General features: G+C 55.9%; 26 protein-coding genes, 1 tRNA gene and 3 pseudogenes. 14 read left to right on the forward strand and 16 right to left on the reverse strand.

What is annotated here, in order from left to right:
* Nucleotide 1 precedes the first annotated feature (1 nt).
* A complete protein-coding gene (gene engB, locus HUTA_RS05380) occupies nucleotides 2–619 on the forward strand; it encodes a GTP-binding protein EngB (protein ID WP_015788857.1) in 618 nt (205 codons plus the stop codon).
* A gap of 27 nt (nucleotides 620–646) precedes the next feature.
* Here the strand turns inward: engB and pfkB are convergent, their stop codons facing one another.
* Nucleotides 647–1,558 (reverse strand): 1-phosphofructokinase, encoded by a 912-nt coding sequence (gene pfkB, locus HUTA_RS05385; RefSeq protein WP_015788858.1) that lies wholly within the window; start codon nucleotides 1,556–1,558, stop codon nucleotides 647–649.
* A 163-nt stretch (nucleotides 1,559–1,721) separates the two neighbouring features.
* On the opposite strand from pfkB, the gene HUTA_RS15985 reads away from it, so the two are divergent.
* Nucleotides 1,722–1,853 carry a hypothetical protein gene (locus tag HUTA_RS15985; protein ID WP_015788859.1) on the forward strand — a complete coding sequence of 44 codons (132 nt, stop codon included), beginning with the start codon at nucleotides 1,722–1,724 and terminating at the stop codon, nucleotides 1,851–1,853.
* A gap of 82 nt (nucleotides 1,854–1,935) precedes the next feature.
* Here HUTA_RS15985 and HUTA_RS05390 read toward each other — a convergent pair whose 3' ends face one another.
* Nucleotides 1,936–2,430 (reverse strand): hypothetical protein, encoded by a 495-nt coding sequence (locus tag HUTA_RS05390; protein ID WP_015788860.1) that lies wholly within the window; start codon nucleotides 2,428–2,430, stop codon nucleotides 1,936–1,938.
* The gene (locus HUTA_RS05395; protein WP_143920333.1) at nucleotides 2,423–2,905 is read right to left on the reverse strand and encodes a hypothetical protein; all 483 of its coding nucleotides are present in this window, start codon (nucleotides 2,903–2,905) and stop codon (nucleotides 2,423–2,425) included. The genes HUTA_RS05390 and HUTA_RS05395 overlap by 8 nt, the downstream gene beginning before the upstream one ends.
* Nucleotides 2,906–3,042: 137 nt before the next feature.
* Between HUTA_RS05395 and trmY the strand changes: the two genes are divergently transcribed.
* On the forward strand, nucleotides 3,043–3,639 hold the full coding sequence (trmY, locus tag HUTA_RS05400) for a tRNA (pseudouridine(54)-N(1))-methyltransferase TrmY (protein WP_015788862.1): 597 nt from the start codon (nucleotides 3,043–3,045) through the stop codon (nucleotides 3,637–3,639).
* A gap of 26 nt (nucleotides 3,640–3,665) precedes the next feature.
* On the opposite strand, the gene HUTA_RS05405 is transcribed toward trmY, so the two are convergent.
* On the reverse strand, nucleotides 3,666–3,953 hold the full coding sequence (locus HUTA_RS05405; protein WP_015788863.1) for an amphi-Trp domain-containing protein: 288 nt from the start codon (nucleotides 3,951–3,953) through the stop codon (nucleotides 3,666–3,668).
* 121 nt (nucleotides 3,954–4,074) lie between these two features.
* On the opposite strand from HUTA_RS05405, the gene HUTA_RS05410 reads away from it, so the two are divergent.
* Both HUTA_RS05410 and HUTA_RS05415 read left to right on the forward strand, forming a co-directional pair.
* A tRNA-Pro gene (locus tag HUTA_RS05410) sits at nucleotides 4,075–4,147 on the forward strand.
* 411 nt (nucleotides 4,148–4,558) lie between these two features.
* Nucleotides 4,559–4,840, forward strand: a complete 282-nt coding sequence (locus HUTA_RS05415; protein ID WP_143920334.1) for a hypothetical protein — start codon at nucleotides 4,559–4,561, stop codon at nucleotides 4,838–4,840.
* A 281-nt stretch (nucleotides 4,841–5,121) separates the two neighbouring features.
* Here the strand turns inward: HUTA_RS05415 and HUTA_RS05420 are convergent, their stop codons facing one another.
* The 3 genes from HUTA_RS05420 to HUTA_RS05430 form a co-directional block, all read right to left on the reverse strand.
* The gene (locus tag HUTA_RS05420; protein ID WP_015788865.1) at nucleotides 5,122–5,538 is read right to left on the reverse strand and encodes a PIN domain-containing protein; all 417 of its coding nucleotides are present in this window, start codon (nucleotides 5,536–5,538) and stop codon (nucleotides 5,122–5,124) included.
* Nucleotides 5,535–5,783 carry an antitoxin VapB family protein gene (locus tag HUTA_RS05425; protein ID WP_015788866.1) on the reverse strand — a complete coding sequence of 83 codons (249 nt, stop codon included), beginning with the start codon at nucleotides 5,781–5,783 and terminating at the stop codon, nucleotides 5,535–5,537. Before HUTA_RS05425 ends, HUTA_RS05420 begins: the two co-directional genes overlap by 4 nt.
* A 140-nt stretch (nucleotides 5,784–5,923) precedes the next feature.
* Nucleotides 5,924–6,910 carry an endo-1,4-beta-xylanase gene (locus HUTA_RS05430; RefSeq protein WP_015788867.1) on the reverse strand — a complete coding sequence of 329 codons (987 nt, stop codon included), beginning with the start codon at nucleotides 6,908–6,910 and terminating at the stop codon, nucleotides 5,924–5,926.
* A gap of 154 nt (nucleotides 6,911–7,064) precedes the next feature.
* Between HUTA_RS05430 and HUTA_RS05435 the strand changes: the two genes are divergently transcribed.
* Nucleotides 7,065–7,697: a hypothetical protein gene (locus tag HUTA_RS05435; RefSeq protein ID WP_015788868.1), complete on the forward strand. Its 633-nt coding sequence runs from the start codon at nucleotides 7,065–7,067 to the stop codon at nucleotides 7,695–7,697.
* Nucleotides 7,698–7,742: 45 nt separating this feature from the next.
* Here HUTA_RS05435 and HUTA_RS05440 read toward each other — a convergent pair whose 3' ends face one another.
* Genes HUTA_RS05440 through HUTA_RS05450 form a run of 3 tightly spaced genes read right to left on the reverse strand, consistent with a single transcriptional unit; the run spans nucleotide 7,743 to nucleotide 10,873 of the window.
* Nucleotides 7,743–8,741 (reverse strand): NAD-dependent epimerase/dehydratase family protein, encoded by a 999-nt coding sequence (locus HUTA_RS05440; protein ID WP_015788869.1) that lies wholly within the window; start codon nucleotides 8,739–8,741, stop codon nucleotides 7,743–7,745.
* Nucleotides 8,738–9,685, reverse strand: coding sequence for an NAD-dependent epimerase/dehydratase family protein (locus tag HUTA_RS05445; RefSeq protein ID WP_015788870.1), 948 nt, complete (start codon nucleotides 9,683–9,685; stop codon nucleotides 8,738–8,740). The genes HUTA_RS05440 and HUTA_RS05445 overlap by 4 nt, the downstream gene beginning before the upstream one ends.
* A gap of 9 nt (nucleotides 9,686–9,694) precedes the next feature.
* Nucleotides 9,695–10,873, reverse strand: coding sequence for an NAD-dependent epimerase/dehydratase family protein (locus HUTA_RS05450; protein ID WP_015788871.1), 1,179 nt, complete (start codon nucleotides 10,871–10,873; stop codon nucleotides 9,695–9,697).
* 181 nt (nucleotides 10,874–11,054) lie between these two features.
* Between HUTA_RS05450 and HUTA_RS15240 the strand changes: the two are divergent.
* From HUTA_RS15240 to HUTA_RS14990, 5 genes and pseudogenes are all read left to right on the forward strand, one after another.
* Nucleotides 11,055–11,267 (forward strand): annotated as a pseudogene (locus HUTA_RS15240) (ATP-binding protein); the annotation flags it as partial.
* A 445-nt stretch (nucleotides 11,268–11,712) separates the two neighbouring features.
* On the forward strand, nucleotides 11,713–12,225 hold the full coding sequence (locus tag HUTA_RS05460) for a hypothetical protein (RefSeq protein ID WP_049941207.1): 513 nt from the start codon (nucleotides 11,713–11,715) through the stop codon (nucleotides 12,223–12,225).
* Nucleotides 12,226–12,250: 25 nt separating this feature from the next.
* Entirely contained in the window at nucleotides 12,251–12,412 is a 162-nt protein-coding gene (locus HUTA_RS15535) for a hypothetical protein (RefSeq protein WP_169304883.1), read from the forward strand.
* 740 nt (nucleotides 12,413–13,152) lie between these two features.
* Nucleotides 13,153–13,470: pseudogene (locus HUTA_RS14985) on the forward strand (LamG-like jellyroll fold domain-containing protein); the annotation flags it as partial.
* A 196-nt stretch (nucleotides 13,471–13,666) separates the two neighbouring features.
* Nucleotides 13,667–14,464, forward strand: coding sequence for a DUF2334 domain-containing protein (locus HUTA_RS14990; RefSeq protein ID WP_015788873.1), 798 nt, complete (start codon nucleotides 13,667–13,669; stop codon nucleotides 14,462–14,464).
* Here the strand turns inward: HUTA_RS14990 and HUTA_RS05475 are convergent.
* From HUTA_RS05475 to HUTA_RS15010, 5 genes are all read right to left on the reverse strand, one after another.
* Nucleotides 14,454–15,890, reverse strand: a complete 1,437-nt coding sequence (locus HUTA_RS05475; protein ID WP_015788874.1) for a lipopolysaccharide biosynthesis protein — start codon at nucleotides 15,888–15,890, stop codon at nucleotides 14,454–14,456. The two genes, HUTA_RS14990 and HUTA_RS05475, sit on opposite strands and share 11 nt — an antisense overlap.
* Before the next feature lie 26 nt (nucleotides 15,891–15,916).
* Complete coding sequence (locus tag HUTA_RS14995) at nucleotides 15,917–17,077, reverse strand: glycosyltransferase family 4 protein (protein ID WP_015788875.1); 1,161 nt, start codon at nucleotides 17,075–17,077, stop codon at nucleotides 15,917–15,919.
* Nucleotides 17,078–17,147: 70 nt separating this feature from the next.
* On the reverse strand, nucleotides 17,148–17,966 hold the full coding sequence (locus HUTA_RS15000; protein ID WP_245529133.1) for a hypothetical protein: 819 nt from the start codon (nucleotides 17,964–17,966) through the stop codon (nucleotides 17,148–17,150).
* Between the two features lie 270 nt (nucleotides 17,967–18,236).
* Nucleotides 18,237–19,043 carry a class I SAM-dependent methyltransferase gene (locus HUTA_RS15005; RefSeq protein WP_015788877.1) on the reverse strand — a complete coding sequence of 269 codons (807 nt, stop codon included), beginning with the start codon at nucleotides 19,041–19,043 and terminating at the stop codon, nucleotides 18,237–18,239.
* Nucleotides 19,044–19,336: 293 nt separating this feature from the next.
* The gene (locus tag HUTA_RS15010; RefSeq protein ID WP_169304884.1) at nucleotides 19,337–20,425 is read right to left on the reverse strand and encodes a glycosyltransferase; all 1,089 of its coding nucleotides are present in this window, start codon (nucleotides 20,423–20,425) and stop codon (nucleotides 19,337–19,339) included.
* A gap of 161 nt (nucleotides 20,426–20,586) precedes the next feature.
* Between HUTA_RS15010 and HUTA_RS15015 the strand changes: the two are divergent.
* Nucleotides 20,587–21,234, forward strand: a pseudogene (locus tag HUTA_RS15015) (IS6 family transposase).
* A 60-nt stretch (nucleotides 21,235–21,294) separates the two neighbouring features.
* Here the strand turns inward: HUTA_RS15015 and HUTA_RS05500 are convergent.
* Nucleotides 21,295–22,410 (reverse strand): glycosyltransferase, encoded by a 1,116-nt coding sequence (locus tag HUTA_RS05500; RefSeq protein WP_245529135.1) that lies wholly within the window; start codon nucleotides 22,408–22,410, stop codon nucleotides 21,295–21,297.
* Between the two features lie 195 nt (nucleotides 22,411–22,605).
* Between HUTA_RS05500 and HUTA_RS05505 the strand changes: the two genes are divergently transcribed.
* A complete protein-coding gene (locus tag HUTA_RS05505; protein WP_015788880.1) occupies nucleotides 22,606–23,805 on the forward strand; it encodes a glycosyltransferase family 39 protein in 1,200 nt (399 codons plus the stop codon).
* A 330-nt stretch (nucleotides 23,806–24,135) separates the two neighbouring features.
* Nucleotides 24,136–24,444 carry a hypothetical protein gene (locus tag HUTA_RS05510; protein WP_143920335.1) on the forward strand — a complete coding sequence of 103 codons (309 nt, stop codon included), beginning with the start codon at nucleotides 24,136–24,138 and terminating at the stop codon, nucleotides 24,442–24,444.
* Nucleotides 24,445–24,534 lie beyond the last annotated feature (90 nt).

A 24,534-nucleotide genomic window follows, 5' to 3' on the forward strand; every position in this document is an offset into this window, starting at 1 on the left:
TATGTTCGAGACGCGGCCGGATCGGAGCGCCGAGGTCGTCCTCGCCGGACGGTCGAACGTGGGCAAGTCGACGCTGATGCGCGAGCTCACCGGCCACACCTTCGACACCGGCCAGCGCCCTGGCGTCACCCAGGAGCCAAACCACTACGACTGGACGAGCGAGGACTTCGTGCTGACGGACCTCCCCGGATTCGGCTACATGAAGGGTGTCCCCGACGAGGTCCGCGAGCAGATCAAGACCGACGTCGTCCGGTACATCGAAGCCAATGCCGATTCGATCCTGGTCGGGGTGCTCGTCGTCGATGGCAAGAGCGTCATCGACATCATCGACCGCCACTCCGGACCCGACGAGATCCCCCACGACGTCGAACTGTTTCACTTCCTGCGGGACGTGGGCATCCCCCCGGTGGTGGCCGTCAACAAGATGGACAAAGTCGACGACCGCGACGAACGTTTGAACGAACTGTGTGACCGGCTGGGGCTCCACCCACCCTGGAAACAGTGGCAGGGGACGATCGCCCCGATCACCGCCAAGCGCGGCTCGATCGATCCGCTCACGGAGGCTGTCCGGGACCACCTCCACGAGGCCGAGCGCGACGACCTCTTTCAGTTCTTCTGAGCAGCTAGGGGCCGACGGAACCGACAGTCAGCCGTCCAGCGCCCAGATGCGTACCTCGTCCAGTCGCGGTTCCGGATCGAGCTCGCGAACGCTCGACCCCATTACGCCGACCAGTTGGGCCGAGGCAACCACGCCGGCCCGGAGCGCGCGCTCGGCGTCCCAGCCCTGTTCGCGGGCCCACAGCACCGCGGCGAGCATCGAATCGCCGGCCCCGAGCGTGTCGACGACTTCGACATCGAGCGCCGGGGCGTAGAGGGTCTCCTCGGGGGTGACCATCACCGCCCCCTCGCTGCCCATCGAAGCGATCACGCATTCGAATCCCCGCTCCTGGAGAGTCTTTGCGGCATCGACACAGTCGGTGACGGAATCGATCTCGTGGCCGGTCGCGGCCTCGAGTTCCTCGCGGTTCGGCTTGCAGTAGGCGTAGTCGGCGTCGAGTTCGGACAGCACTTCGCCTGGCACCTCGACGGCGGTGTCCCAGTCGCCGGCGGTCGCGATCCGGTCGACGTCGGCCGCGTCCATCCCCGGTAGCAGGCTCCCGCCGATGTTGAGTGTGTCCGGGTCGTGCTGGGAGATGATCTCGATCAGTTCGTCGATCACGTCACTATCGACGGTCGGCCCCGTCTGGTTGAGCTGGTACTCGTTTCGGGGTGTCAGTATCGTGGTGTTGATGCGGGTCACGCCCTCAACCCAGACGAAATCCGTCGAGACATCGTACGTGGCGAGATCGTTTTCGATGAAATATCCCGTGAAGCCACCGATAAGCCCCGTCGCCACCGTCTCGGAGCCCAGGGCCTGGAGGAACTGCGAGACGTTGACGCCGTTACCACCCGAAGTGAACTGGGCCTCGGTGCTCCGCTGGACGCTCCCCGATTGGAGTCCCGTGTTCATCTTGATCGTCTGATCGACAGCGGGGTTCAGGGTGACAGTCACTATCATATACCCGACACCAGCAGTAGCTGTCTCCTGTTTCTTTCGATTGTGTCAATTCTTCGCATGGGATTTTCCGGGTCAGCGACACCGCTTCCGATGCACGGTACCCCGTCCCCAAAACGTATTTAAGTCTGGAGGTAAATTGAGTTACTAAGGATCTGAGTAACACATGAGTGAGACAGACGACGCCGACTACGAGCATCTCGACGACGTCGAGGACGGGTGTGGCTGTGCGGAGGTCTGGGAGACGATGAGCGAGCACCGCGAGTCCTCGGGCGATGCTGGTGTCGCCGACGATTGAGGCCGCCAAACGAGTAGTGTGATCTTCAGACTGGTTCTGTGCCCCTATCAGCGGCCGCTGCAGGCAGAATCTCTCGAGGAAATCAGGACTGCGTCGACGTGCGCCACCGGTCGAGACCGAACGTCATCACGCTGATCAGCAACGCAACGACCAGTACGGCGGGATCCGACGAGACGAACAGATTTGGCGTGGGCGGACGGACCCACAGCGGATACAGATAGAAGCCCGCAAAGCTATCCGCGTAGACGCGCATTCCGTCGATCAAAAGCGAGAACCCGCCCCCCGCGACCAGGACGGCATAGGCTTTCCGTCGCCACCGCTTGCCAAAGCAGAGGGCGATGATACCCGCGGCGACTGCCACGCCCGCGACGCTCGCCACTGGCGCATAGTCGAACGGGAGGCCGAGTGCGTTCTCGACTGTGCTCTCCTCGACGAGGATCTGGATCTTCACGAGATCCGGGATCGCGGCCCCGCCCATCGCAACGACGATCCAGCGGCGATCCAGGCCGTCGATCCACCAGCTGGCGATCGTAAACGCCGCGTAGGTCACGAGGACGGTCGACAGCAGATCAGCCATCGTGACGCACCCCGAAGCTCCAGGAGTCCGTGTCGATGCGCCAGTATCTGAAGAACGCGATCAGGACGACAATTGCGCCGATCACGGAGACACCGTACTTGTACCACTCCGCACCGCCGGAGTCGTTGACCACGACGACGCGGTCGGCATCAACGGTTCGCTCGTCCGTGAGTTCGCCAAGCACCTGCACGGTCCCACCGGACTGGGCAGCCCGATCGAACGACTGCACGGTGATCGAGATCGACTCCGGAGATGCAGCGACGCGGATCGTCGCCGTCTCCGCGTCGGCGTCGACGGCGGTCACCGTGCCGAACAGGAACAGCTCCTCGCCGATGTGTTCCGCCGGTTGACCGGCGATTTCATCCGCTTCAGGGTAGGGCCAGTGATCCTCCTCGACTGCCCCATAGTGGACACCCATCCCCAGGAGTAACCCAGCAAGCCCGATCACGAGCAGTCCGCGCTGCCACTGTCTCACAGGTCGTCGATCGGAGTGGGATGTAATGTAGGTTTTCGTTCCGATGCGTTCGATGGGTACCTTCGGGACGGCGAGGATCGACCGGCGTTCGAGCCAACAGCGACGCACGTAAGAGCCACTGGATCCCATCCAGAGCCATGCGCCAGTTCGTCGTGATCGGTCACGAAGCACCGACGACGCCCGATTTCCCGCTGGAGGATCTGCCCGGAGCGGCGGGACGGCTCGACCTGCTCAGCCGGTCGATCACTGCGGCGTTCCTCCGCTCGCACGGCCTTCGTGAGGACGTTCGATTTCGGCTGATTCTCGGTGACGAGTTCACCCTTCGCTTCGAGGGGGCGAAATTGCAGGGACTCAACCCCGACGAGCGGAGCACAGCCGCCCGAGTTCGGAGCGCGCTCGAACAGCGCGAGGGCGCGATCGGCCACCAGGCGGTCGAGACGTCGCCCGGAATCTATCTCGCCCGGCGGGGCGTCGAAGCGGCCCTCCGGGACGCCGCCGAGGAGGGCACGCTACTCCAGCTTCATGAGGACGGAAGGCCGATTGTCGAGCGTGCCGTGCCGGACGATCCCGTTTTCGTCCTCTCGGATCACCGGGATTTCACCGAGGAAGAGCAAGCATTGCTCGATGAGTTAAACGCCGAACGAGTCAGTCTCGGGCCGAACGCAATCCACGCCGATCACGCGATCAGCGTCGTCCACAACTATCTCGATACCGACGGCTACGAGCGCTATTGATCGATCGGACGGCGTTAGTGAGGGGCTTACTCGATCCGGAGTTCGCCGTCGCCCTCGGTCCCACCGTCGGCGTTCTCGTCCCACTCGAGTTCGAGTTCGATGGAGAGTTCCCCGGAGCCATCGACCGGCCCCTCGCGTTCGGCTTTGACCTCGAAGGTCGGCTGGGCGGGTGGTTCGAGCGTCACCGACTGGTCGCCGGCTTCCAGCGTGATCGCGTCGCCGCCCTCGAGGTTGTCGGCCACGGTGCGGAGGTACGTGGCGATGTCTGCGCGGGACATGGACTGCTCGGTTTCGAAGAGGACTTCTTCGGGCATACAGGGTAAAAGGTGCCCGGCGGGGATAAGTGTTGCAGCGGCAACACGCCACGATAGCTGATTCGCCCGACTCGGCCAGTCTCGCAAGAGTTAAAGGCAAACCTCGGCAACTATAGAGCGCGGGCCGGTGGGGTAGCTTGGTATCCTTCGGCCTTCGGGTGGCCGTAACCGCGATTCGAATTCGCGCCGGCCCACTACCTTTCCCGCGAACAAACTCGTGAGCGGGAAGTCCGTGTAGCCGCGCGAATTCGAGCAGGGAAGTCGCAGCGCGCGAGCGAAGTGAGCGCGACCGTATTCCCGAGTTCGACATTCGCGCCGGCCCACTACGTATATGGGCTTTTTCCCGCATTCCTAGACAGTTAGCGGCCGGTTTAGGGGGTGGTCCCCGTGGCTGTTGACGAGCGTCAGGAGTCCGAATACCCGCCCATCTGCAACTACTGCGGCGGGTACATCGAAGAGCCGTCTCAGCGGTGCCCCGCGCTCGACGAGGGGGTGTGTCGGCCATGAGCATCGAGACCGACACTGGCGGCCCACCAGCCGCCCTCGATCGGCCCGCCGGCAGTGCCGCGCGGCCTTCCATGATCAGCCGACCGAATGAATCGTACATGGCAAGCGAGGACGACTCCGATCAGCTCAAAACGTTCACCGGCGATGGGGAGCTACGGAAGAGTCGCGGGGATCCAATCCGAGACCCAACCTTCCGGAAAGTCGACGCCGATTCGATAGCTACAGAGGAGCGGTGTTTCGATTCGTGGCACTGGTCGGTTCGTCAGGCAGCTACTGGGATGGACGAAGCGATGGCACTCGCAATGATTCCATCTGCGATCAACAGGAAGATTGCAAATCCGCCGTTGAACTCGTGGGAATCAGTGGTGATTGATGCATGAACGTACGCAGCCAGACTTACGACCATAATTCAGGAAGAAAATGTAGGCCAATAAGTATAGCGGAACCGAGCGGTTCACAGAATCGGGGACCCGATACAAATGGGGGAGGTAGTTACCAGTCCATTCGGATTCGCGCCCGCCCACTACGTATATCGGCTTTTCCCGGATTCCTAGACAGTTAGCGGCCGGTTTCGGGGGAGAGTAACGTGGCTGTTGAGCTGTCCGAAGCCAAAAATCCGCTTGCTGATTGCCCAAGTGAGTAACTAAGCAGCCGAGACGAGTTAGTGGTCGTGTTCGGGCTCGCGATACTCTTCGACGTCGATCACGTGCTTCGTCTCTGGGTGCGTGAGGTCACTGTCGCCGGAGACCACTGGCGCATCCAGTTCCCTGCCGACGGCGGCGATCAGCGCATCAAGGCCGTCCAAATACGGCCCACTCGATCCGACCTCGTCCGCGATCTCCCCCGCTGTCACGGCCGTCCGCTCGTCGACGGCGTACGTCTCACCCCACGAGAGAGCTCCACGAGCACCGTCGACGTCGCCACTCGGCAGGTTCCCCTCGCCGACGAGTGCCTCAGCGTAGGCCGGAACGGGCATCACCCAGCGTTCGTTCTCGCCCCCATGTGCCTCATAGAACGCTTTGGTCGCTTCGACGCCGTCCAGATAGTCGATCAGAAAAGTCGCGTCGAGGACCCTCATGCCGTGTCCGCACCTCGCTCTCGCAGTCGCTGCTTTCGCTTCTCTTTTGACTTGCGGCGGGCCTCACGGACGCGGTCGGCTTCCTCGTCGGACCATCGACCGAACCCGTCGTAGAAGTCACCGAGCTTCTCCTCGTCGAGGACGCGCTCGAGCACATCGTTGTAGCTCTCGTTCTCCCGCCGGAGGCGGTCGAGTTCTCGCTTCACCCGGTCGCTCACTCGTATCTGCTCGTCAGCGGTGGCCATTGTTACGTCAACGTTGGCGTTGACAGGGTTTAGTTGTTGGGCTCAAAACAGACACAACCGACATGTTCAGGCCCCAGCGTGCGTCTTCCGCAAGCGATCGCAGGCCCCGACAACACAGGGATGTTGCTGACCTGATTCGCTCAGTCCCGATTCGCCAGCAGGTCCTTGATCGCGAAGTAGGCGGGCTTGGGATCGAAGTCCTCGTCGAACAGCAGCGGGTCGTCGGTGATCGTCTGGTCGTAGTTTCGCAGCCAGGAGGCCGTGTCGTGGACCCCCCAGGTGACCAGCGTGTCACAGCCGTTGTCGAGACACGCCTCGAGGATGTCGCGGTAGTACTGGGCCTGGTGTTCCAGGTGGTCCTCGGGGACGTTCTCCCGGTCGTAGGCGACGTCCATCTCGGTGACGTGGACGTCCAGCCCGAGGTCTTTGAACCGCCGGATGTTCTCGCCGAGGGCCTCGGGCGTCACGTACTCCTGGGCGCGAAAGGCGTGCATCTGGAGGCCGACGCCGTCGATGGGGACACCGCGGTCGAGGAGGCGTTCGAGGAGTGCGTAGACCCCGTCGGCCTTCTCGTTGATCTCGTCGATGCCGTAGTCGTTGTAGAAGAGGTCAGCCTCCGGGGCGACCTCGTTAGCCCACTGGAAGGCCAGGTCGATGTACTCCTCGCCCATCGCGTCGTACCACGCCGTCTCGCGCATGGTACCGTCGTCGGCGACGGCCTCGTTGACGACGTCCCAGACGTCGACTTTCCCGCGATAGCGACCCGCGACGGTGTGGATGTGGTCCCGGAGGAACTCCCGGAGCTGGTCGTCGGTGTACTCCCAGGGGTAGAACCACCCAGGGGTCTGGTTGTGCCAGACGAGCGCGTGGCCCCGAACCAGCAGGTCGTTTTTGACCCCGAGGTTCACGATGGCGTCGGCATCCTCGAAATTGTAGGTGTAGCGCTCAGGGCGCAGCGGCCCCATCTTGAGTGCGTTGCCAGTGGTGACGGCGTTGAACTCCCGCGTGAGCGTCTGTGCGACCGCCGGATCGTCGGGGTACGTCCTGAATGCGTCTGCCGTGATGCTTGCACCGAGCGTGAGGTCGTTCTTGTCGGCCAGTTCGCGGAGTGTCTTGTCACTGGACATCTCTGAATACGTCGACCGGAGGGAAGAAAGTCGTTGGGGCTACCGGCTGCACGAGGCGATGTCGATTGCGAGTCGTTCTGCATTCGGCCCGTCGTTTCGGCGAGAACGCACACAGCCGAGAAACGGTTATCCGTCTGACGGAAATAACGCAGGCATGAGACCGGAGAAAGGGCCACGGCGACAGTTTCTGGCCAGTCTCGCCGCCGGGGCCATCGGACTTGCGGGCTGTACGGACCGGGAGACGGGTCCGGAGGACGGGAACACGTCGATGGACGGAGACACGACGACACGGGAAGATGCGGAGACAGCGGTAGCGACGTCAGACACGACAACCAGCGAAAACGGGGAGCCATCCGACACAGGCACCGGGACGACCGAGGAAAACACGCCGGCCACAACCACGAACGTGTCCGAGACGCTCGATCGACGGGAAGCCAACGTCGTGGGGGTCGAGTTCCAGGCCGTCGACGGAGGGGTCAGATTTGACGTGAGCCTGCATCACGACGACCACGGCGAGGAGGGATACGCGAACTGGTGGCAGGTCGAACGGCTGGACGGGACGCAACTGGGGCGGCGAGAACTACTCCACGCTCATGCGAACCAACCGTTCACGCGATCGGCGACGATCGAGATTCCGGACGACGTGAGCTGTGTCGTCGTCCGCGGCCACGACCAGACCCACGGCTACGGCGGGCTCGCGATGCTCGTCTCCCTGGATTCCGGGGAACGAAAATCGGTCGACCAAGGATCCGAACGGCAGTCATTCGACGTGGGGCAGTGTCCCTGAGTCCAGAAGCGCTCACGAGCGAAACCGGGGCCGCCTGTCGATGAATCAGTCCGGTTGACGGTCGAGGCGCTCCCGGACCGTCTCCTCGATGGAGTGTCGGACTTCCCAGCCGAGCGTCTCGTGGGCGGCCGACGTGTCGACGCCGAACTCCGAGACGAGCGTCTCGTCGCCGGCGCGGGGGTTCTCGACGAGATCGACATCGGCGTCGAGGCCGTACTCGCCGGCAATCTCCTGAATCTGCTCGGCAACGGTCATGACGCTCGGATCCTCGTCGCTGGCGATCTCGTAGCGCTCGACGCCGGTCTCGCCAGCGGCGAGTTGTTCTTCGAGGCGTTCGGCGCTCCGGACGTACGCCCGGGCGACGTCCTTGACGTGGATGTAGTTGCGTGCCTGGGTGCCCGGCTCGTAGACGGTGAGCGTCTCGCCGTCGAAGAGTCGGCCCAGGAAGAAGTTGATGACCGTCCCCTTCGAGACGACCCTGTCGCCCACTTCGTGGCTGCCATAGAGGTTCGATTTGAGGAAGAGGTGGGCCGGGAACGCGCCGTCGGCGTAGGTCTGGATGGCCTGCTCGCCCAGGACTTTCGTCCGACCGTACCAGTTCATCGGGTCGCGTGGCTGCTCGACGGTGATCGGGAACGACTGGGGATCCCCCAGCACGGCCATGCTGAAGGGAAAGACGAGTGCCGCGCCGGTCTGGCGACAGAACCACGCGACGTTGTGCGTCCCGACGACGTTGGTCTCGTAGGCGAGGTCGGCGTTATCGCCGCAATCGTCGACGCCACTGACCGCCGCGAGGTGCATGACAATGTCGGAGCCGTCGAGAGCGTCTGCCAAGCGGTCGCGCTTCCGGACGTCGACGTGTTCGATGGTGACGTCGCCGACCTCACGGACTTTGCCCAGATAGAAGTTGTCGATCGCCGTGAGTTCCCACTCCGGGTGGGCCGCCTGGAGGCGGTCGAGGACGCGCGAGCCGATGAAGCCCGCCGCGCCGGTGACAGCGATCGAGAGCGGTTCGTCGGGGTCGAAGGAATCATTCTCAGTCATGCATCGATCTCCTGACGGTCGCGAAGGACGGTGGCAAGATCGCCAACGCCATTCCGGAGCGTCCATTCGGGCTCGAACCCGGTCTCTTCGAGGCGGTCGAAGTTGACGTGATAGGAGGGTCCGGGATGTTCGTCTTCGAGATACGTCACGTCGACAGGTGCAACCTCCTCGCTGACGATGTCAGCGATCTCGCTGATCCGGTAATTGCCAGCCTCGCTGCCGACGTTGTAGACGGCCTTCGGCCACGAGTCGGGGTTGCGTGCTGCGTGGGCGAACGCCCGGGCGGAATCCCGGACGTGGATGAACGGCCGCCAGTTCGACCCGTCGCCGTAGACCGTCAGCGGCCGGCCGGTCAACGCCCGGAAGACGAAGTGGTTGACCACCAGGTTGAACCGGACGCCGGGGGCGAACCCGTAGTTTGTGCTCATCCGGAGGGAAGTCGCGTTCGCGTCGGTCTCGTCCGCAAAGTCGGCGACGGCGTCTTCGGCGGCGACTTTCGCCTCAGCGTAGGGATTCAGCGGATCGGGCTCGGTCGTCTCGTCGATGTCAGTCGTCGCTGCGCGGCCGTAGTTGTTACACGAGGAGGCAAAGACGAGGTTCCCGACATCGAGTTTCCGCGCCGCGGTGACGACGTTCTCGGTGCCTTCCAGATTGACCGCCATCGTCTCTTCGCGGCGGTCGTGGGTGCTCGCCGCACCGGTGATCGCCGCGAGGTGGATCACCGTGTCGACCCCGCGCATGGCGCTCTCGACGTCGCCGTACTCCCTGACGTCGCCGCGTCGGAACTCCAGATCGCCGTCGACGCGCGCTTCGAGTAGATGGCGTGGCGACCCGCTGGCGAGCGAGTCGAGCACGACGATCCGGCCCACGTCGGGGGCGTCGGCGAGCAGGGGCAGCAATGCGCTGCCGATGTAGCCCATCCCGCCCGTTACGAGTACGTCCATGACAGTCGGTCAGTCCTCGTCGTCTGTCAGCACGCCCGGGAGGAACCGATCCTCGTGGGCCGTGATCCGATCGTCGTACTCGACCAGGGTTCCCAGGATCGACCGGACGCCCTCCTCGAAGGTCGTGTCCTGGCCGTCGATGAGGTCGGCGTAGCGATCGTTCTCGATCTCCATCTTGTGGGTCTCGTCCTCGTCGCGGGGGTTCTCGTAGTGTTTGACGTCAACGTCGAGATCGAACTCGCCGGCGACGTCGGCGATGGTCTCGGCGACCTCGACGATGGAGATCGCACGCGTGACCTGGTTGTAGACGACGTGGTCGTCCGGCCGGTCGTCGGGATCGATGAGCGCGAGTTCTGCGAGTCCCTCGACGGCATCCTCCATGGCGATGAACGGTTTGCGCTGCTCGCCCTTGCCGTAGACGGTCATCGGGTAGCCGGCGACGGCTTGGGCCGCGAAGCGGTGGGCGACGACGCCGAAGTAGTAGTCGAAGTCGAAGCGGGTGGCAAGCCGCGGATCGGCCTCGGTCTCCTCGGTCCCCGTGCCGTAGGTGATCGCCGTCCGCACGTCCGAGATGGGGATGTCGAACTGCGAGTTGGCGAGCCGTAAGTTCGCCGCGTCGTGGCTCTTGGTGAGGTGATACCAGCTCCCAGCCATCGCCGGGAACGGGACCTCGTCTGCTTCGCCCTGGTTCTCCATCGTCGCTCCACCCTCGGGGATCGGGAACTCGGGCGCGCCGTAGACGCCGGTCGTCGTCGTCTCGATGAAGTGGGTGTCCGTCAGGTCGTGTTCCTCCAGGCCCCACAGCAGGTTCCGCGTCGCCTGCATGTTGTTGTGCTGGGTGTAGTTGGCGCGCTCGCCGTTGATCTGGCTGTAGGGTGCGGACGGCTGGGCGGCCGTGTGCACGATGGTGTCGGGTTCGTGGACGGCCAGGAGTTCGTCGACGAAGGCCTTCTCGACGAGGTCGCCCTCGACAAACGAGAGGTTCGTGATACCGTGGACCTCCTCTGCGGCCTCGATGCGCTCGTCGATCGAGGTGATCGGGACGCCGCTGACGGAGCCGACCTCCTCGACCCACTCCCGTCGCGCGAAGTTGTCGACGAGAATGACGCGGTCGTCGGTTCGGGTCGCGATGCGTAGTGCAGTCGGCCAACCGATGTGTCCGTCGCCGCCGGTGACGAGTATCGTCATGTGTTACTCATAAAGTGAGTAACTGGCTGCATAAGTCTTTCTGTCGGGGTGCGTTCGACATAGTTGGGGTGTCGCGGGTCGAGACAGCGGGCTGGATCAGTTTTGGATGCCGCCAAACGCACTTGGCGTCGAGACCGACAGGAAGGCATGAGTGATTATCGCAGTAATTATCGTCGAGAGAATGACCATCTACGACCGGACGGCGGAACTCGACGCTCTCGAGACGGCGACTGAATCGTCGGGCCACGATTTATCCGTGGTCTACGGCCGCCGCCGGGTTGGGAAAACCGAACTTCTCACGGAATTCTGTACCAGCCGACCACACATCTGCTTCCGTGCGTCCCAGGAGGCCCAACACCGCCAGCGTGAGAAGTTCGTCGAAAAGACCGCCGAGGTACGACGTCGCTTCGGTTGCGATCGTATCAGCCATGAGTCGGGCAAGCTTCCCTGTGGGTCGTCACACCGGTTTCGGCAGTGGTCCGGAGCCTGGGACAGTCCCCGCTAAGTAGGCAGCGTGACTGCTGGATCCAACAGCGACGACGGGGAAGCGATGGCTGTTGAAAGCCCCTGCTCGCTCGCGGTCGCTGTGGGACATATCCTCGCTCACGCTGGTCGCTCGGATAGCGGTCCCACAGGCGATTATATGAACGCGAGCGAGCAGCCCCTTTCAGTCCCACCCGTACGGCTGGTTGGCCGGGCTCCGTGGGACCACCTGCTGGACCAGGCTACGTGGGTGGCGGAAGTGGCGGGTGGGTGTTCACAGCCGAATTCGCTTACCGAAACACTACCGATCACCCCGACCCGTGACTTTATTGAGTCAGGCAAAATGTGTAGGAGTAATGACTGTCGTGGAGGCGACGACTGCGGAACTCCTCGAAGAGAAACCTGCCCTCTCGGACGGACTGACAGAGTTGCTCGACGTTGACGCAGCCGAGAAGACCTGGACCTTCGATGACGTCCCTTTCGACTCGGGGACGTTCGGCGAGCTGGTCTCGCGTGGCGTCGTCGAGAAGCGCGACGGCGAGTACGCGCTCGCCGATCGTGCGGCTGTCAAGCGGGCGCTCGGCATGGAGGCAGAGACGAACGATCGAACGGCGGGGACTTCTACGGGCAATAACTCGGCAGGGAGCTTCTTCAAGGATATCTCGATACCGGACCTGCACGTCGAGCGGCCGGTGGCGACGCTAGGGCTCGTCGGCGCGCTCGCGTTGGTGGTTCCTGTTGCTGTCGGTGATCCAGAATCGGTTTGCCGGGCAGTTAACGCTGTTCACGGCGGTGTTCGGCGGGTTGGGGTTCGTGCACGTGGCTGCGTGGGTGGATCTGGCGGCGTATCTACAGCCGTTCGGTTATGAGGCGGGGAAGTCAGAGGAACGTGGGTTGTCCTCGGGTGAAGACGTCACCGAAACGGAGGACCTGGAGTGGCCGGAGCGGCGGCACGCGTTGTCGTTGATGGGGCTCTGGCTGGGTGTCGGGTCGCTCGGGATTTTGAACACGCCGATCAAGCACTCTCAGTTGTTGATCGACGAGTCGATGTACTAGGCTGCCCAGTTCATGCGGGAGTATTCTGCGGAACGAGGGTGGAAGTATCCCGAAAACTACGTGTTCAGTTCGTGGGGGCGCAATCGGGTGTATAACTGGTTCGTGAACGGGGAATCTTCGAGCTATGGATTTGCATTTGGGAATTATGAGGGGTTCATCAACTCTGGAAATGGCGGGGAATGGTATGAGCGATTACGGAATCGCGTCGGATTTATAGTCGTAAACCAAGAATCGCCCGAATGGGAGCGAACAGAGACAATTCACGATGAACTCAGAAGCGACGAGCTCGGGGCCGGGACGGATCACTACCGCATTGTCTGGATGGATAATTGCGATTCGTTGCGGGTGTTTACGCTCGTTCCGGGGGCGAAAGTGACTGGTCCTGCGCCGGCGAACTCAACTGTGACCATCGACATGTCGGCGGAGATTGGTGGGGAATCACAATCGATTACGATGGAGTCGGATATCGGTGAGCACGGTGTCTATCAGGAGATATTACCATTACCTGGGACGTGCGAGATTGATAATACGAGAATTACTGTTTCTGAGAACGATGTCCTGGAGGGAGCACTTCGTTCGGGATTTAAGCGGGACGGATTTGCCTATTGGTCGTTCGATGAGGGTACGGATGAGTGGGCTTATGATCGCGTTAGTGGACACCATGGGCGGATCCACGGTGCCGAGTGGACCGATGGCGGGCAGTCAGGGTCGACATTAACTTTTGACGGACAGGATCAGACTATGTAGAGGCATCCACAAAGTCGTTACAGGAGTTTACGATTGGCCCATCGGCGTACCCAACGGCACTTGATTTCACAGATGTGTATGATTGGGTTGTACTCTTACGAACAACAAGCGGGGCTCTTCTAAACCTGGAACAAAACGGGACAGTGAGTTTCCAGCTATCGAGGTACGACGGGGAACCATTGAGAGCTGGTAGAGTTGAGAAGAAAACATGGTCACAGATCGTGGTGACATACGACGGATCAGCTCGGAAAATATTCATCGACAGCACACAAAAGGCACGTGACGAGGTTTCCGCGGGAGAATTAAACTAGGGAGAGAAACCCTGTATTGGCAACCGCTTCTTTACACCCTCGGGAAATGGCTATGCAGGGTCGCTCGATGAGATACGGATTTATGATCGAGTTCTTCCTCCTGCTGAAATTAACGAGATGATCGAGTAGAACTGGAATCACCATAGTCAAGGTTCCGCGAATACTCTTCTAAATCATAGGCAGGCAGACGAATATCATGAAATTCTGTATTCGAGACGACGATACAAATTACTACACCGGTCCATCTGTATTGGAATCCGTTTTTGGATCAATATGGGACGATGTTCCGATCACTCTCGCTTGTATTCCTATGATCTCTCCAGATTCAGATGCCCTGGTTAAGCCGACTGAATCATTACCTATGCCGATAGGGGAAAACGAAGAATTGGTCTCGTATTTAAATGATCGATTGCGGGATGGTTCCGTCGAACTTGCTCTACATGGTTATCACCACGATGCACCCAACGGAGATCCGGAATTCGTCTCCGGAGAACGACTAGCTGAGAAGGTTAAAGATGGACGTGATCAATTAGAAAGCGCGTTTGAGAGCACGATTCAATTATTCGCCCCACCCCACGTTCGTCTGTCGAATAAAGGAGTACGAGCGGTTCAAAATGCAGGGCTGGACATTGTCCGAGGATACGGCCCCCGTCCAAGAGAGGGTCAGTTACATCCGAAATGGTGGGCTAGTTACGCGAAGTTCCTGGCTTTCTATGCCCGTTACCGTAAGGAATTTCGATATCCGTTCCCGATTGACTACGGAACTCACCGGGAAGTCTATTCTCACCGTCTCAATCGTCAAACCGATCTCGACTGGTGTAAGCGTGCCTTCGATTACATCGAGAGCAAAGACGGTGTTTTTTGTCTGTCTGTTCACGCTCATGGATTGAACCAAACCGGACAAAAAAAGTTAGAGGAGATGGTCTCGTATGCGAAACAGCACGATCCGGATTTCGTTACAGCAAGTGCTGCGATAGCTGAATTCAACCCTTGATCATCTCGACGATATCGAATAGATCGGATCTGACAGTGCGATTCAGGGCAACCAGTACAATCGCGAATATAGCACCCCCGACGATTACCAGTGAGATGAGGGACACGATGTTTGAGGGAACCATTTTTGAGAGGAGTTTGACGGCCACGAACATGACACCGGAAGCGACGACGCCGGCGAACAGTTGTTTGAACTTTGGATACCCGACTCGGTCGGCTAATAACTGGAACAGGAGCATTGCGAGAACGATATACGAGATGAGGCTGCTGATGGCTGCGCCAACGATGCCGATCCACGAGATCAAGAAGAGATTGACAACTGCATTGAGTACGGCTGCCGAGAGACTTGCACGTGCTACCCCTTTATCGATGTTGTAACTGTATCCCAATTGGACGAGGATCCTCGATAGACTGTAGGGGATCCGTCCGGCCAGGAGTACGACCAGGGGCAAATATGCTGCGGCATAGCTTGTGCCGAAAATGATCGTAACGAGATCAGTTCCGATGGCAAGTGCACCAGCGAGGGGAGCGACCATTAGCACACTGATATAAAAGAATAGTTTGCCAGTACATCGCTGTATCTCGTGGTGGTTTTCTCGATCAACAGCCTCAGCAAATCGCGGATAGAAAACTGATGCCACGGCATTAGTGGCGGTCAATCCAACCGCGGAGAGCCGCCACGCGACTTCGTAGATCGCAACCATTTCTGGGGTTGAAATTGCGCCAATGAGTAGTGTATCGACCCATTCCTGACCAAGGCTCCCCAACCCTGTAGCCGTTAGATCTACAATTTTCCGAGCGAGGTCTTGAAGCTCTTTCAGTTGTGGTATCCCCGACGGACTGATATTCATCATTAGAACGCCACCTCCGAATTCGAAAAATTTCCCACAAAACAACCCCGCCATGAGAGCGAATCGCGGGTCAATACCAAAAATAATTGCAACACTTCCGATAAAGTATGTAAGGACCTTCTGAATTGTCCGTAGGATCATGGCGCGGGTATTCTTTTTTTCGCCCCGAAGTACAGCACCTGTGAGAAGAGAGAAAGTACTCACAGGCAGCAAGATGAGAAGTGCCACTCCGAACGTTTGCCCGACAAAGCCGTTGATGACCGGCTGAGCAAGAAAAATACAGACAATAAGTAGTACCGTAACGATGCCCTCAAAAACTGTAGCAGTCATTAACTCCTTTTCCGGACTCGAAGACTGGTTGATTCGTCTGGTTATATTCGTTGAGACACCAGTCGCGCCAATAAACGATATAACACCAAGAATCGCCACTAAGAGAAAGTAAGATCCTAGGATACTCTGTGGAACCAACTGCGCATATGCGATAACTCCGAGAAAACTCGCCAACTGCCCGATCAATTCAAATCCGCCTGTCCCGAAGATTTGTTTAACTATTGTACGGTGAGAAGATGAGGACATATTGTGTTGAATATTCCGAAGACAGACTACTTAGAATTGTTATCGTCGGAAATTATATCAATAATTTTATTAGTGTGCTTATCCCATGGGTTTTCTTTAGCAGTTTGTAATGCTTTATCTCCCATCTGTTTTCTTTCTTCTGGATTATCTCGCAAGTATTGAAGTTTATTGGCAATCACGTCTGAATCTCTAGTTTCCACAATATATCCCTCCTCACCGTCAGTCATTACATCTCGTGCTCCGGTATATTCTGTAGAAATAACAGGGAGTCCTGAGGCCATCGCTTCAAGTATTACTTTTCCGAATCCTTCCGAAAGGGAAGGAAAGCAAAACACGGACGCATTTTGGTAGTAATTTCGAGGTTCAACATACCCGGGTGTCTTTAGGTTGTTTATATTTTTCTCCTCAATGATCTCTTCCAATTCTGGAGAGATCCTACCACCAAGAATGAGTTGGGCTTCGTTATCATATTCCCATCCATTTTTTTGCCACGCATCAAGAAGGTAAGGAACCCCCTTATTTATATTTATACTTCCAATAAATAAAACTGTGAATTTATCTATGTCTTCAGTTTTGGTGGGGTAGTCATCTGAATTCACTCCAAACGGAGCAAGATCTATCTTATTTTCCGGTACACCTCCGTTTATAAGCGATTCTTTAACAAATTTTGAGATAGCTATGACTTTGTCTGCCTTGTTTATCGTTTCCTCTCTTCTTTTTATTCTCTTTTTGGGTATTGGGTAGCTATTAATTGTATATTTTTTATATTCTGGGGCCAATCTCTTCTTTTTTTCTCTTTCATATTCTGTAGCAGTTCGTACTATTACTTGATCAGAGTGTTCTTTTCCTTTTTCTAATGTTTTTGGATATCCTGGAGAAAAATGGAGTTGAATATCGTCCGTCTTTGAGATCCTTTTTGCTGAATAATAGTCAAACATATACTCAGAATAATATCTGTTCTGTATATCGTAAACATGTCTCCCGATACCATTGATTAATCTCGGGAAACGTCGACCGAATGGAATTGGTGTGGTAACACGCTCCTCGGGCAACTCAGTACCCTCAATACCTCTACAGTATGCCTGCGATAGAATTCTTTCATCGAATAAGGCGTTAGCTAATTCGGTAAAATCTTGTCCAGGCTGTGACCCAATATCCGCGTATCCCACTAAAGACACGTCAGTCATATGTGAAACCTCCCCTTAGGAAGTATAAATTGACACCGGCATATGAGGCAATTCGGATGATGTGAGCAAGTCATATCTTATAGCCGAGGTCGCGAAGTCGTTTATCAATTTCCACTTTACTAGTTGTGGTCTTAGATTGTGGAGGTTCCTCAACCACCTGCTTGCGATGTTCCCTTTCAACGATGTGCCAGGGGACCTTGATAAGCTCGTCATTATAAATCCCCTCGTGATGACCGTAATCCCGAAAAGGTACAAACTGATGGCGATCACCAAGCATTTCACCGTGGTCGGCCGTAATGACGGTTCGTCCAGGTAGCTCGCTAATCAGTTTTTCTATTTCAGGGAGAACAAGCTCCAAGTTTTCACGGTAGGCTTTCTGGACTTTTTCTTGAGTGATATTCGGCGTCTGATCGATGACCTCTGTTAGCGAGCTTGACTGGTGAGAAAACCATTCGCGCCCTTGTTGTCCTATAAATGGATGATGTGGCTGGAGATAGTGAACAATGAGGCGTTTGTTTGGATATCGTTCGTGCGCTTTCAGTGCTGCATTTGTCACGGACTTCGGTTTAGGGACATCAAGCTCTTCAACTGCGAACTCAACATCGGTATCTCCATGTTGCAAATCAAGGAAATCGTGGATCTCAGCGTTGATATCATCTCTGAGTTTGAGGAACCAGGTATTTCCTCCGACGTAGACTGTATCGTGAAGGGTTTTGTTCTCAAAATTTTGACGGATGAATTCATAAGTCGCTGCTCCTTGGGAGATGCGGAACTCAGTCCGTCCTGGGAGATCAACGATATCAACAAAGGTATCGTATCGACAGGCATCAAGAATGAGAAGATTATCCCACTCTTCCTCAAAAATATCTATTCCCTGTTTGTTTTTCAAGATTGATCTGGAAAACGTATGAAAATATCTATTAGCCTCTCGGATGATAGACTTAGGATTATTAATTCCCTTCACAATTTCCGACCATGAATACATTTTTCTCTGGAGAATACTCGAGACAGAGGTGAAAATCTTCCGGTTATCGGGCAAGGGAAACGCGAAGAAAAACGCGGACGGGAAATGTGGTAGGTGCTTAGAGGACGCTTGACCGCGTGATAGAGCAAGCACACGGGGGAATGTATTGTTCCACCTTGATACCTTGTCTAATAACTATAATTTCCCAATCCCAGCTATAGTAGTTTCTTTCATCCACCGATCTGGCACATAATCATCCAATGAATCGGACACAGAAGCATATTTATTTGTGAAATCCATGAAAGCATCGTTCCAATCTACATCGTCAGATAAGACAACTCCTTCAGAGTGTAAATGCTCCTGGGCAGTATTGAACTCAAACATCATATTTTCATACGAATGGTCGCTATCATGACAAAATATATCAATAGGACCAATATCCGTCAGAAGTGGTTCAAGAATTTCGTCCGAGCTTCCAAGATGAAGCTCCCAATTATCTCGCAAGCTTTCAGGCACCTTTTCGCCGACTTCACTTTTGTCAGACAACTCATATTTCACAGTACCATAAGGAGAAGTTGAATCAACTATTGGGTCTCTTTTAGTTCCAGGAAGATCAATAGAGTGTAGTTTCCCATGGCCGTTGTCGGCCAGCGCCTGTAGTATTGTCACGGAACTGGTTCCCGTATGAACACCTGTCTCAACAACTATTTCGGGCTCCACAGCTCGACAAGTCAAATAAAAGAGCAGGGCATGCTCGGGTACCGCAAAGTGTGAGATAAAATCTCCCGTTGATTTTACGGACTCGATGATTGTCTTAGATTTTTTCAAACCATTATAATATTCCCGAACCACAGAATGGTCCTCCTCAAGGACTCCGCTTACCATCTCTATAACAGCAGGATGGGTGTGTCGCCGGCGGTACAATTTCCTAATCTGATCATGTATATGAGAGGGGATTTTTGAGGGAGATTGAATTGCTTTCAAAACGGCTGACTCTGTCATGTAGTTATCCCATATGCATCTGACACAAATATATTTTCATCCTCTGGATAGAGGACTTTGATCGTAATCAATGTGTCGCAACGCAAAGTAATATACAGGTTTATTAATTTGTATATAATTGTGAGTAAAAGAGCTGTCGATTGCGTTCGTGATAACCTTTGTCAGTACAGTGGGCAACCAAACATTTGTCGTCAAAGGCTGAACAAAGTAGTCTACACCCCGAATCAATTCTCTTGCAATTTTAATGATTTATCTACACGTGAATGTTGAACCATTATCAATAGTTCTGATAGTTAAAACATCACTCGTTTATATATTGCTGCAATTCTATCAGGATCAAACTCCTTACTACGCTCTCTAAGTTTCGTTGTGTCTGTTGGGTTTCTGAGCTCGTTACGAATCGCATGAGCCAAACCGTCTGGATCCCCGACTGGAGCCAATTTCCCAAACTCTCCATCAGAAAGGACCTCTGCTGGTCCGACCGGACAGTCCGTCGCTACGACTGGCGTACCAACCATCATTGCTTCAACGATCACGTTTCCAAACCCTTCCCACCGAGAACTGAGAACGAACAAGTCGGCAGCGGAGAAATATGGATAAGGGTCACTAACATATCCCTCAAACGAAACGGATTGTTCGATCCCGAGATTGGCAGCCAACTTTTTGAGATTGGGCGTCTCCGATCCCTCGCTCAATAGAACGAGTTTTGTGTTGACTCTGTCACTCTTGAATTTAGCCACCGCATGGAGAAGAGTTGAGAAATCCTTTTGAGGTTCATGTCTACCAACCGCTAACAAAACTGGACCAGAATCTTCGAACCAAGGATTGGGTGGAGATTGAAGATCTGATTCATCTGGTCTGCGGACCGGATTATGGATTGTCTGGATTAACTCCTCTTTCAATCCCAAATCGTCTTGAAGTTCGCTTGCGATACCGTTTGAAACTGCGACGACTCGATTCGCTCGTGGATATAACCGAGCTGCTGCAGATAGAATGAGCTGGTCCTTCCTTCCACATTCACGATTGGAGATCGTGGTGTGCTCTGACACCACAATCTTTGCAGGCTGATATGCCATCTCATTCGCAAGTATTGCTGCAACGTTTGTGTGAGTCATAAACGACAATACGGCATCTGGTTGCGTCTTTCGCAAATATTGCGAAAAGTAGGGAATACTCGTTAGAACTCGAGATTGATCTAGAGATGCGTGTTTGACAGAATCATCGAGCTGATCCGAAATATCGTCACCAGAAGTCGCTGTTATAAGGCTAGTTTTGATCCCTGATCGTGAGAAGGCGTTAGCCAAAATAACCGCAACTTGCTCTGCTCCGCCATATGTGAGAGAGGGGATGAACAAGACAATATGACGATCCGAAGAGTCCATAATTGCATATCGGATATCCGGCATCATATAACGCTTGGTTTTCCAGGTAACGTCACAACTCAGCCATTCATGTTTACGTATTTGAGGGCGTATTAATGACTGATAGTGAGGCGGTGTTCAGATGAGGTTTGAAGAGTGAGGCGTGCGTTTTCAAAGCGGTCATGCCCGAAAGCGCACGCTTCAGCGGTAATATCGACCAGATAGACTTAGCGTTTGTGGAGCGCGAAGCGACACCGCGATTGCTGATGAAGCTCAGTATTCAGGTGCACCTGGCTGGACTATCGCTTTCGAATACTGTTTCGATTCTTGGGGTATTCGGTGTCCAGCGCGCTCGTTCAACTGTTCACAACTGGGTTCACAAGGGCGATCTACAGCCCGAAACCGGATGAAGCCCGGATCACGTTGCGGTTGATGAAACCGTGATCCGACTCGACGATGAGAAGTATTGGCTGTACGCCGCCGTCGATCCAGAAACAAACGAATTGCTGCATACAAAGCTTGAACCGAGCACTAACTCGGCGTTTGCTCACGCGTTCTTCCACGAGCTGCGTGAGAAACACGATGTTGACGACGCGGTGTTTCTCATCGATGGATCGCACTCGTTGAAAGACGCCTGTAATCGACACGGCCTCGATTTCAGCATCGAACGCGCTGGAAATCGGAACAGTGTCGAACGTATCTTTCGTGAGGTAAAACGCAGAATATCTTCGTTCTCAAACTGTTTCAGTCACGCCGCTGCAGAAACAGCTGACGACTGGCTCAAATCATTCGCATTCGCATGGAACCAGCTTATGGGAACACTACCCTAAACCTTCCACAAACTATAGCTATCTGGTTACGTGATAGAATAACAGATCCGTCTGAGCAGATCACTCCCTCATAAGACCATCGTACAGTTCCTGGAAGTTCTCAACCATCATTTCGAGACTGAACGAGGATACCGCCCGCTCGTGGGCGGTAGCGGCATGCTCGCCAGCTAACTCCGAATATTCGACATACTGAATGATTGCCTCCGCCAATTCCTCCACATCGCCGACCGGAACGTGAGTCCCGTGGACGCCATCTTCGACCAGCTCTGAACAGCCATCGACTGGAGTCGTCACGATCGGCAGTTCGGCACACATCGCCTCCAGGAGCGCGCCAGGTAATCCTTCGTAGTACGTCGGAAACGCGAAGACGTCGAACAGTGCCAGCAGTTCCGGCACGTCATCACGTCGCCCCAGAAGATGCACAGAATCCCCACATTCGAGTTGGTCTACTTCCCGCCGGAGTCGGTCGTATTCGGGTCCATCACCTACCAGAACCAACTGTGCATCGTCCGAATGGGCACGAATCGAAGGCCATGCAGCAATCAGATCGTGGTGCCCCTTCCGACGAATGAGCCGTCCGACAGTGCCGACGACCGGGCCCTCGGGGAGTCCCAGACGATTGCTATATCCGTCCGGAACTGGCTGGTGGTAACGATCGACATCCCGACCGTTGGGAATCACCGAAACGCACTCCGCCGACGCGCCACGGGAGATGATCCACTCGGCACCCGCCTCGGAGTTCGAAACGATGGCATCAGAGAGCCTCAACGTCGTCCGATCGATCCACTCACGATGTCGTGGTCGACTGTCGGGCACGGCCCGAACGCCGGTAATCACCGTTGTCTCCGGACTGACGAGTCCGGCCAACCGTGCGAGCGTATTATCGAAAAACAAAAACGACTGGAGAAGCGGTGGTCGTTCACGACGGACTGCCCGGACGAACCGAATCGGGGCTCGAACGTCAGCTTTCGATTGAGCACCGAGCGATCGCACGGGGACGTCTTCCGGGACAGCATCAGCTAGCGGCCCCGGCTCTGCGATCGTCCAGATGACTGGATCGAACCTGTCGTCGAGTCTCGACACCAGATCGACCAGCGTTCTTTCGGCACCGCCGACCGTGAGCGTCCCGATAAGATACCACACTGGTATCGAATCGTCGTCGCTCCTTTGGAGCACGGCTCATTTTGAGACGGCAACCGAATTATGCCTACCGTTTCCCCCTTGATAGTTGATTGGCAACCCCGTGAATCGTCGGGTTTAATTGATTCGCATTATTCAAGGCATGATTTCATCGAAGGTATAAGTCTCGTGCTGGACTGATAGGCAGGCCAGTGAAAAGATATTACTCTATCCCTGTGCCATTACTGTTGTATGGCGCTTTTGGCCGTCGTCTTTGCTCTCATCGTTCTCCTCCTTGTGACACGATACACGGATCTTCCTTGGTATCGACCAGCAGCTCTCGTTGCATTTCTCGGTCACGTCTTCGTCGCGCTCGTCGTTCTCCCCCGATTGCCCTACCGATGGGATATCGCACAGTTTCATCAGACAGCGAGCGAAATCGCGACAGGGTCATTCACGTCTGGATCCTCGACTGTGAGTTCGTTCGGAGGATTCCAGGCCCTCACGTACACCGTCTTCAGCCCACAACCCGAAACCATCGCGATATTCAGCGGGTTATTCGCCGTCCTGACAGTAATACCCATCTCGTCTCTTGTCCGCCAGCTGTACCCGTCACGAACGGAATCGCGACTCGGTCTCGTGCTCATCGTGCTGTTCGCACCGCTGCAGTTTCTGTTCCTCAGCCTCCCAATGCGAGATGGGTTATCTGTCCTGCTGTTTTTCTCACTCCTCAGTGTAGCCCTCCGGGCGCTCAAGACACACCAGCTGAGGTCTGTAGCCGTTGCCATTCCACTTTGGGGCATGCTGTACCTATTGCGACCCGAACTTGCGCTCGTGTTTGTACTCGGTAGCCTAGCAAATGTGATCGTCAAAGTGGTCCAGACGACCACTGACGATTTGTCGCTTACGTCACTTACGGCAGTAATCGGTACTGCCGGTGCGATCGGATTCGGGTTGTTCGCAGAAGTCCTCTATTCGTTCGAGAGTGCAAACGCACAAATGACAGGACGGTCGAGCGGTGGGGCCGTCTATCTCGACGGAATGGAATACGCCTCCTGGTTCGACTTTCTCCTCGCTGCACCGGTACGGGCTATCTATTTTCAGTTCGCCCCGTTTCCGTTGCACGTCGAGTCGATATTTCACTTCTTGGCCTTCACCGTCTCTGTAGCTGTCATTGTTCTCACCGTGGCTGCTGCTCGATCGCTTTACGAATGCCGGTTGGACGAGACAACTGCTGTGTTTCTCGTCGTCATTTACTTCGCGGGAATCGTCGGGTATGGAACGATCAACGCAAACTTCGGGACGAATGTCCGCCACCGGATCGTCTTCGATTTCTTGCTGCTCGGGTTCGCTTTGCCGGTGATACAGCACTGGGAATTACATATTCGTGAGTGGCTCGGTATAATTCCACGTCAACGCCGTAAGCGTGACGAAAAGAAGCGCGAAACTTAAGAATTTAACCGGGGCTTGCATACTCGAACTCAAGACTCTGAAGAGACTCCCCAGTAATCCGATGGTGATGATCGCGGCCAGAACTCTCTCATCCCCGAGCAGACGTGCGATCGTACTATGCTTTGTCCAGACCAGCAACTTTGATGCTACCCAGTAAAGCAGAGAATTCCGAACCACATCGGCGATATCCGATGGCATAGCTGTATGATTGGCAGTGTTCGCCTTATGGATTCTTGTTACGACTGGTCTCATCGATGGATGTCTACAAATATTAAATGAATATATATTCAGATAGTTCGGTTATTTGACCATCAGCATGAATCCATGGAGATGGCCGACATCGAACAGAACAAGGATGATGTCGTCGCGGATCTCGATGCTCGACTAAACGAGTGGCTCGATTCCTTCGAGCATGCTGACCCGGACGGCGAAATCATAATGTCCGAAAACACAAAAGCACGCCTCGAGGACCTTAGCTACCTGCAGGACTACCGCCATTCGGTGACGCCAACGCGCTCGGTTCCCCCAACCAATGAATCGAATCTTGCTCGCAGTATCAACAACCCATTCGCAGCCGGCGTCGTCCGCCCGAAGTCCAACGTACCGAACCCCGAACGTCCACCCCGTCTCGGGCGATAATACGAGCCACCTGGGTGGGAATGAAAGGGGCTGCTCGCTCGCGTTCATGGAGTCGCCTGTGCGGCCACTATCCGGGCGAACGTCGTGAGC

The sequence above is a fragment of the Halorhabdus utahensis DSM 12940 genome (genome assembly GCF_000023945.1).
GTDB lineage: Archaea > Halobacteriota > Halobacteria > Halobacteriales > Haloarculaceae > Halorhabdus > Halorhabdus utahensis.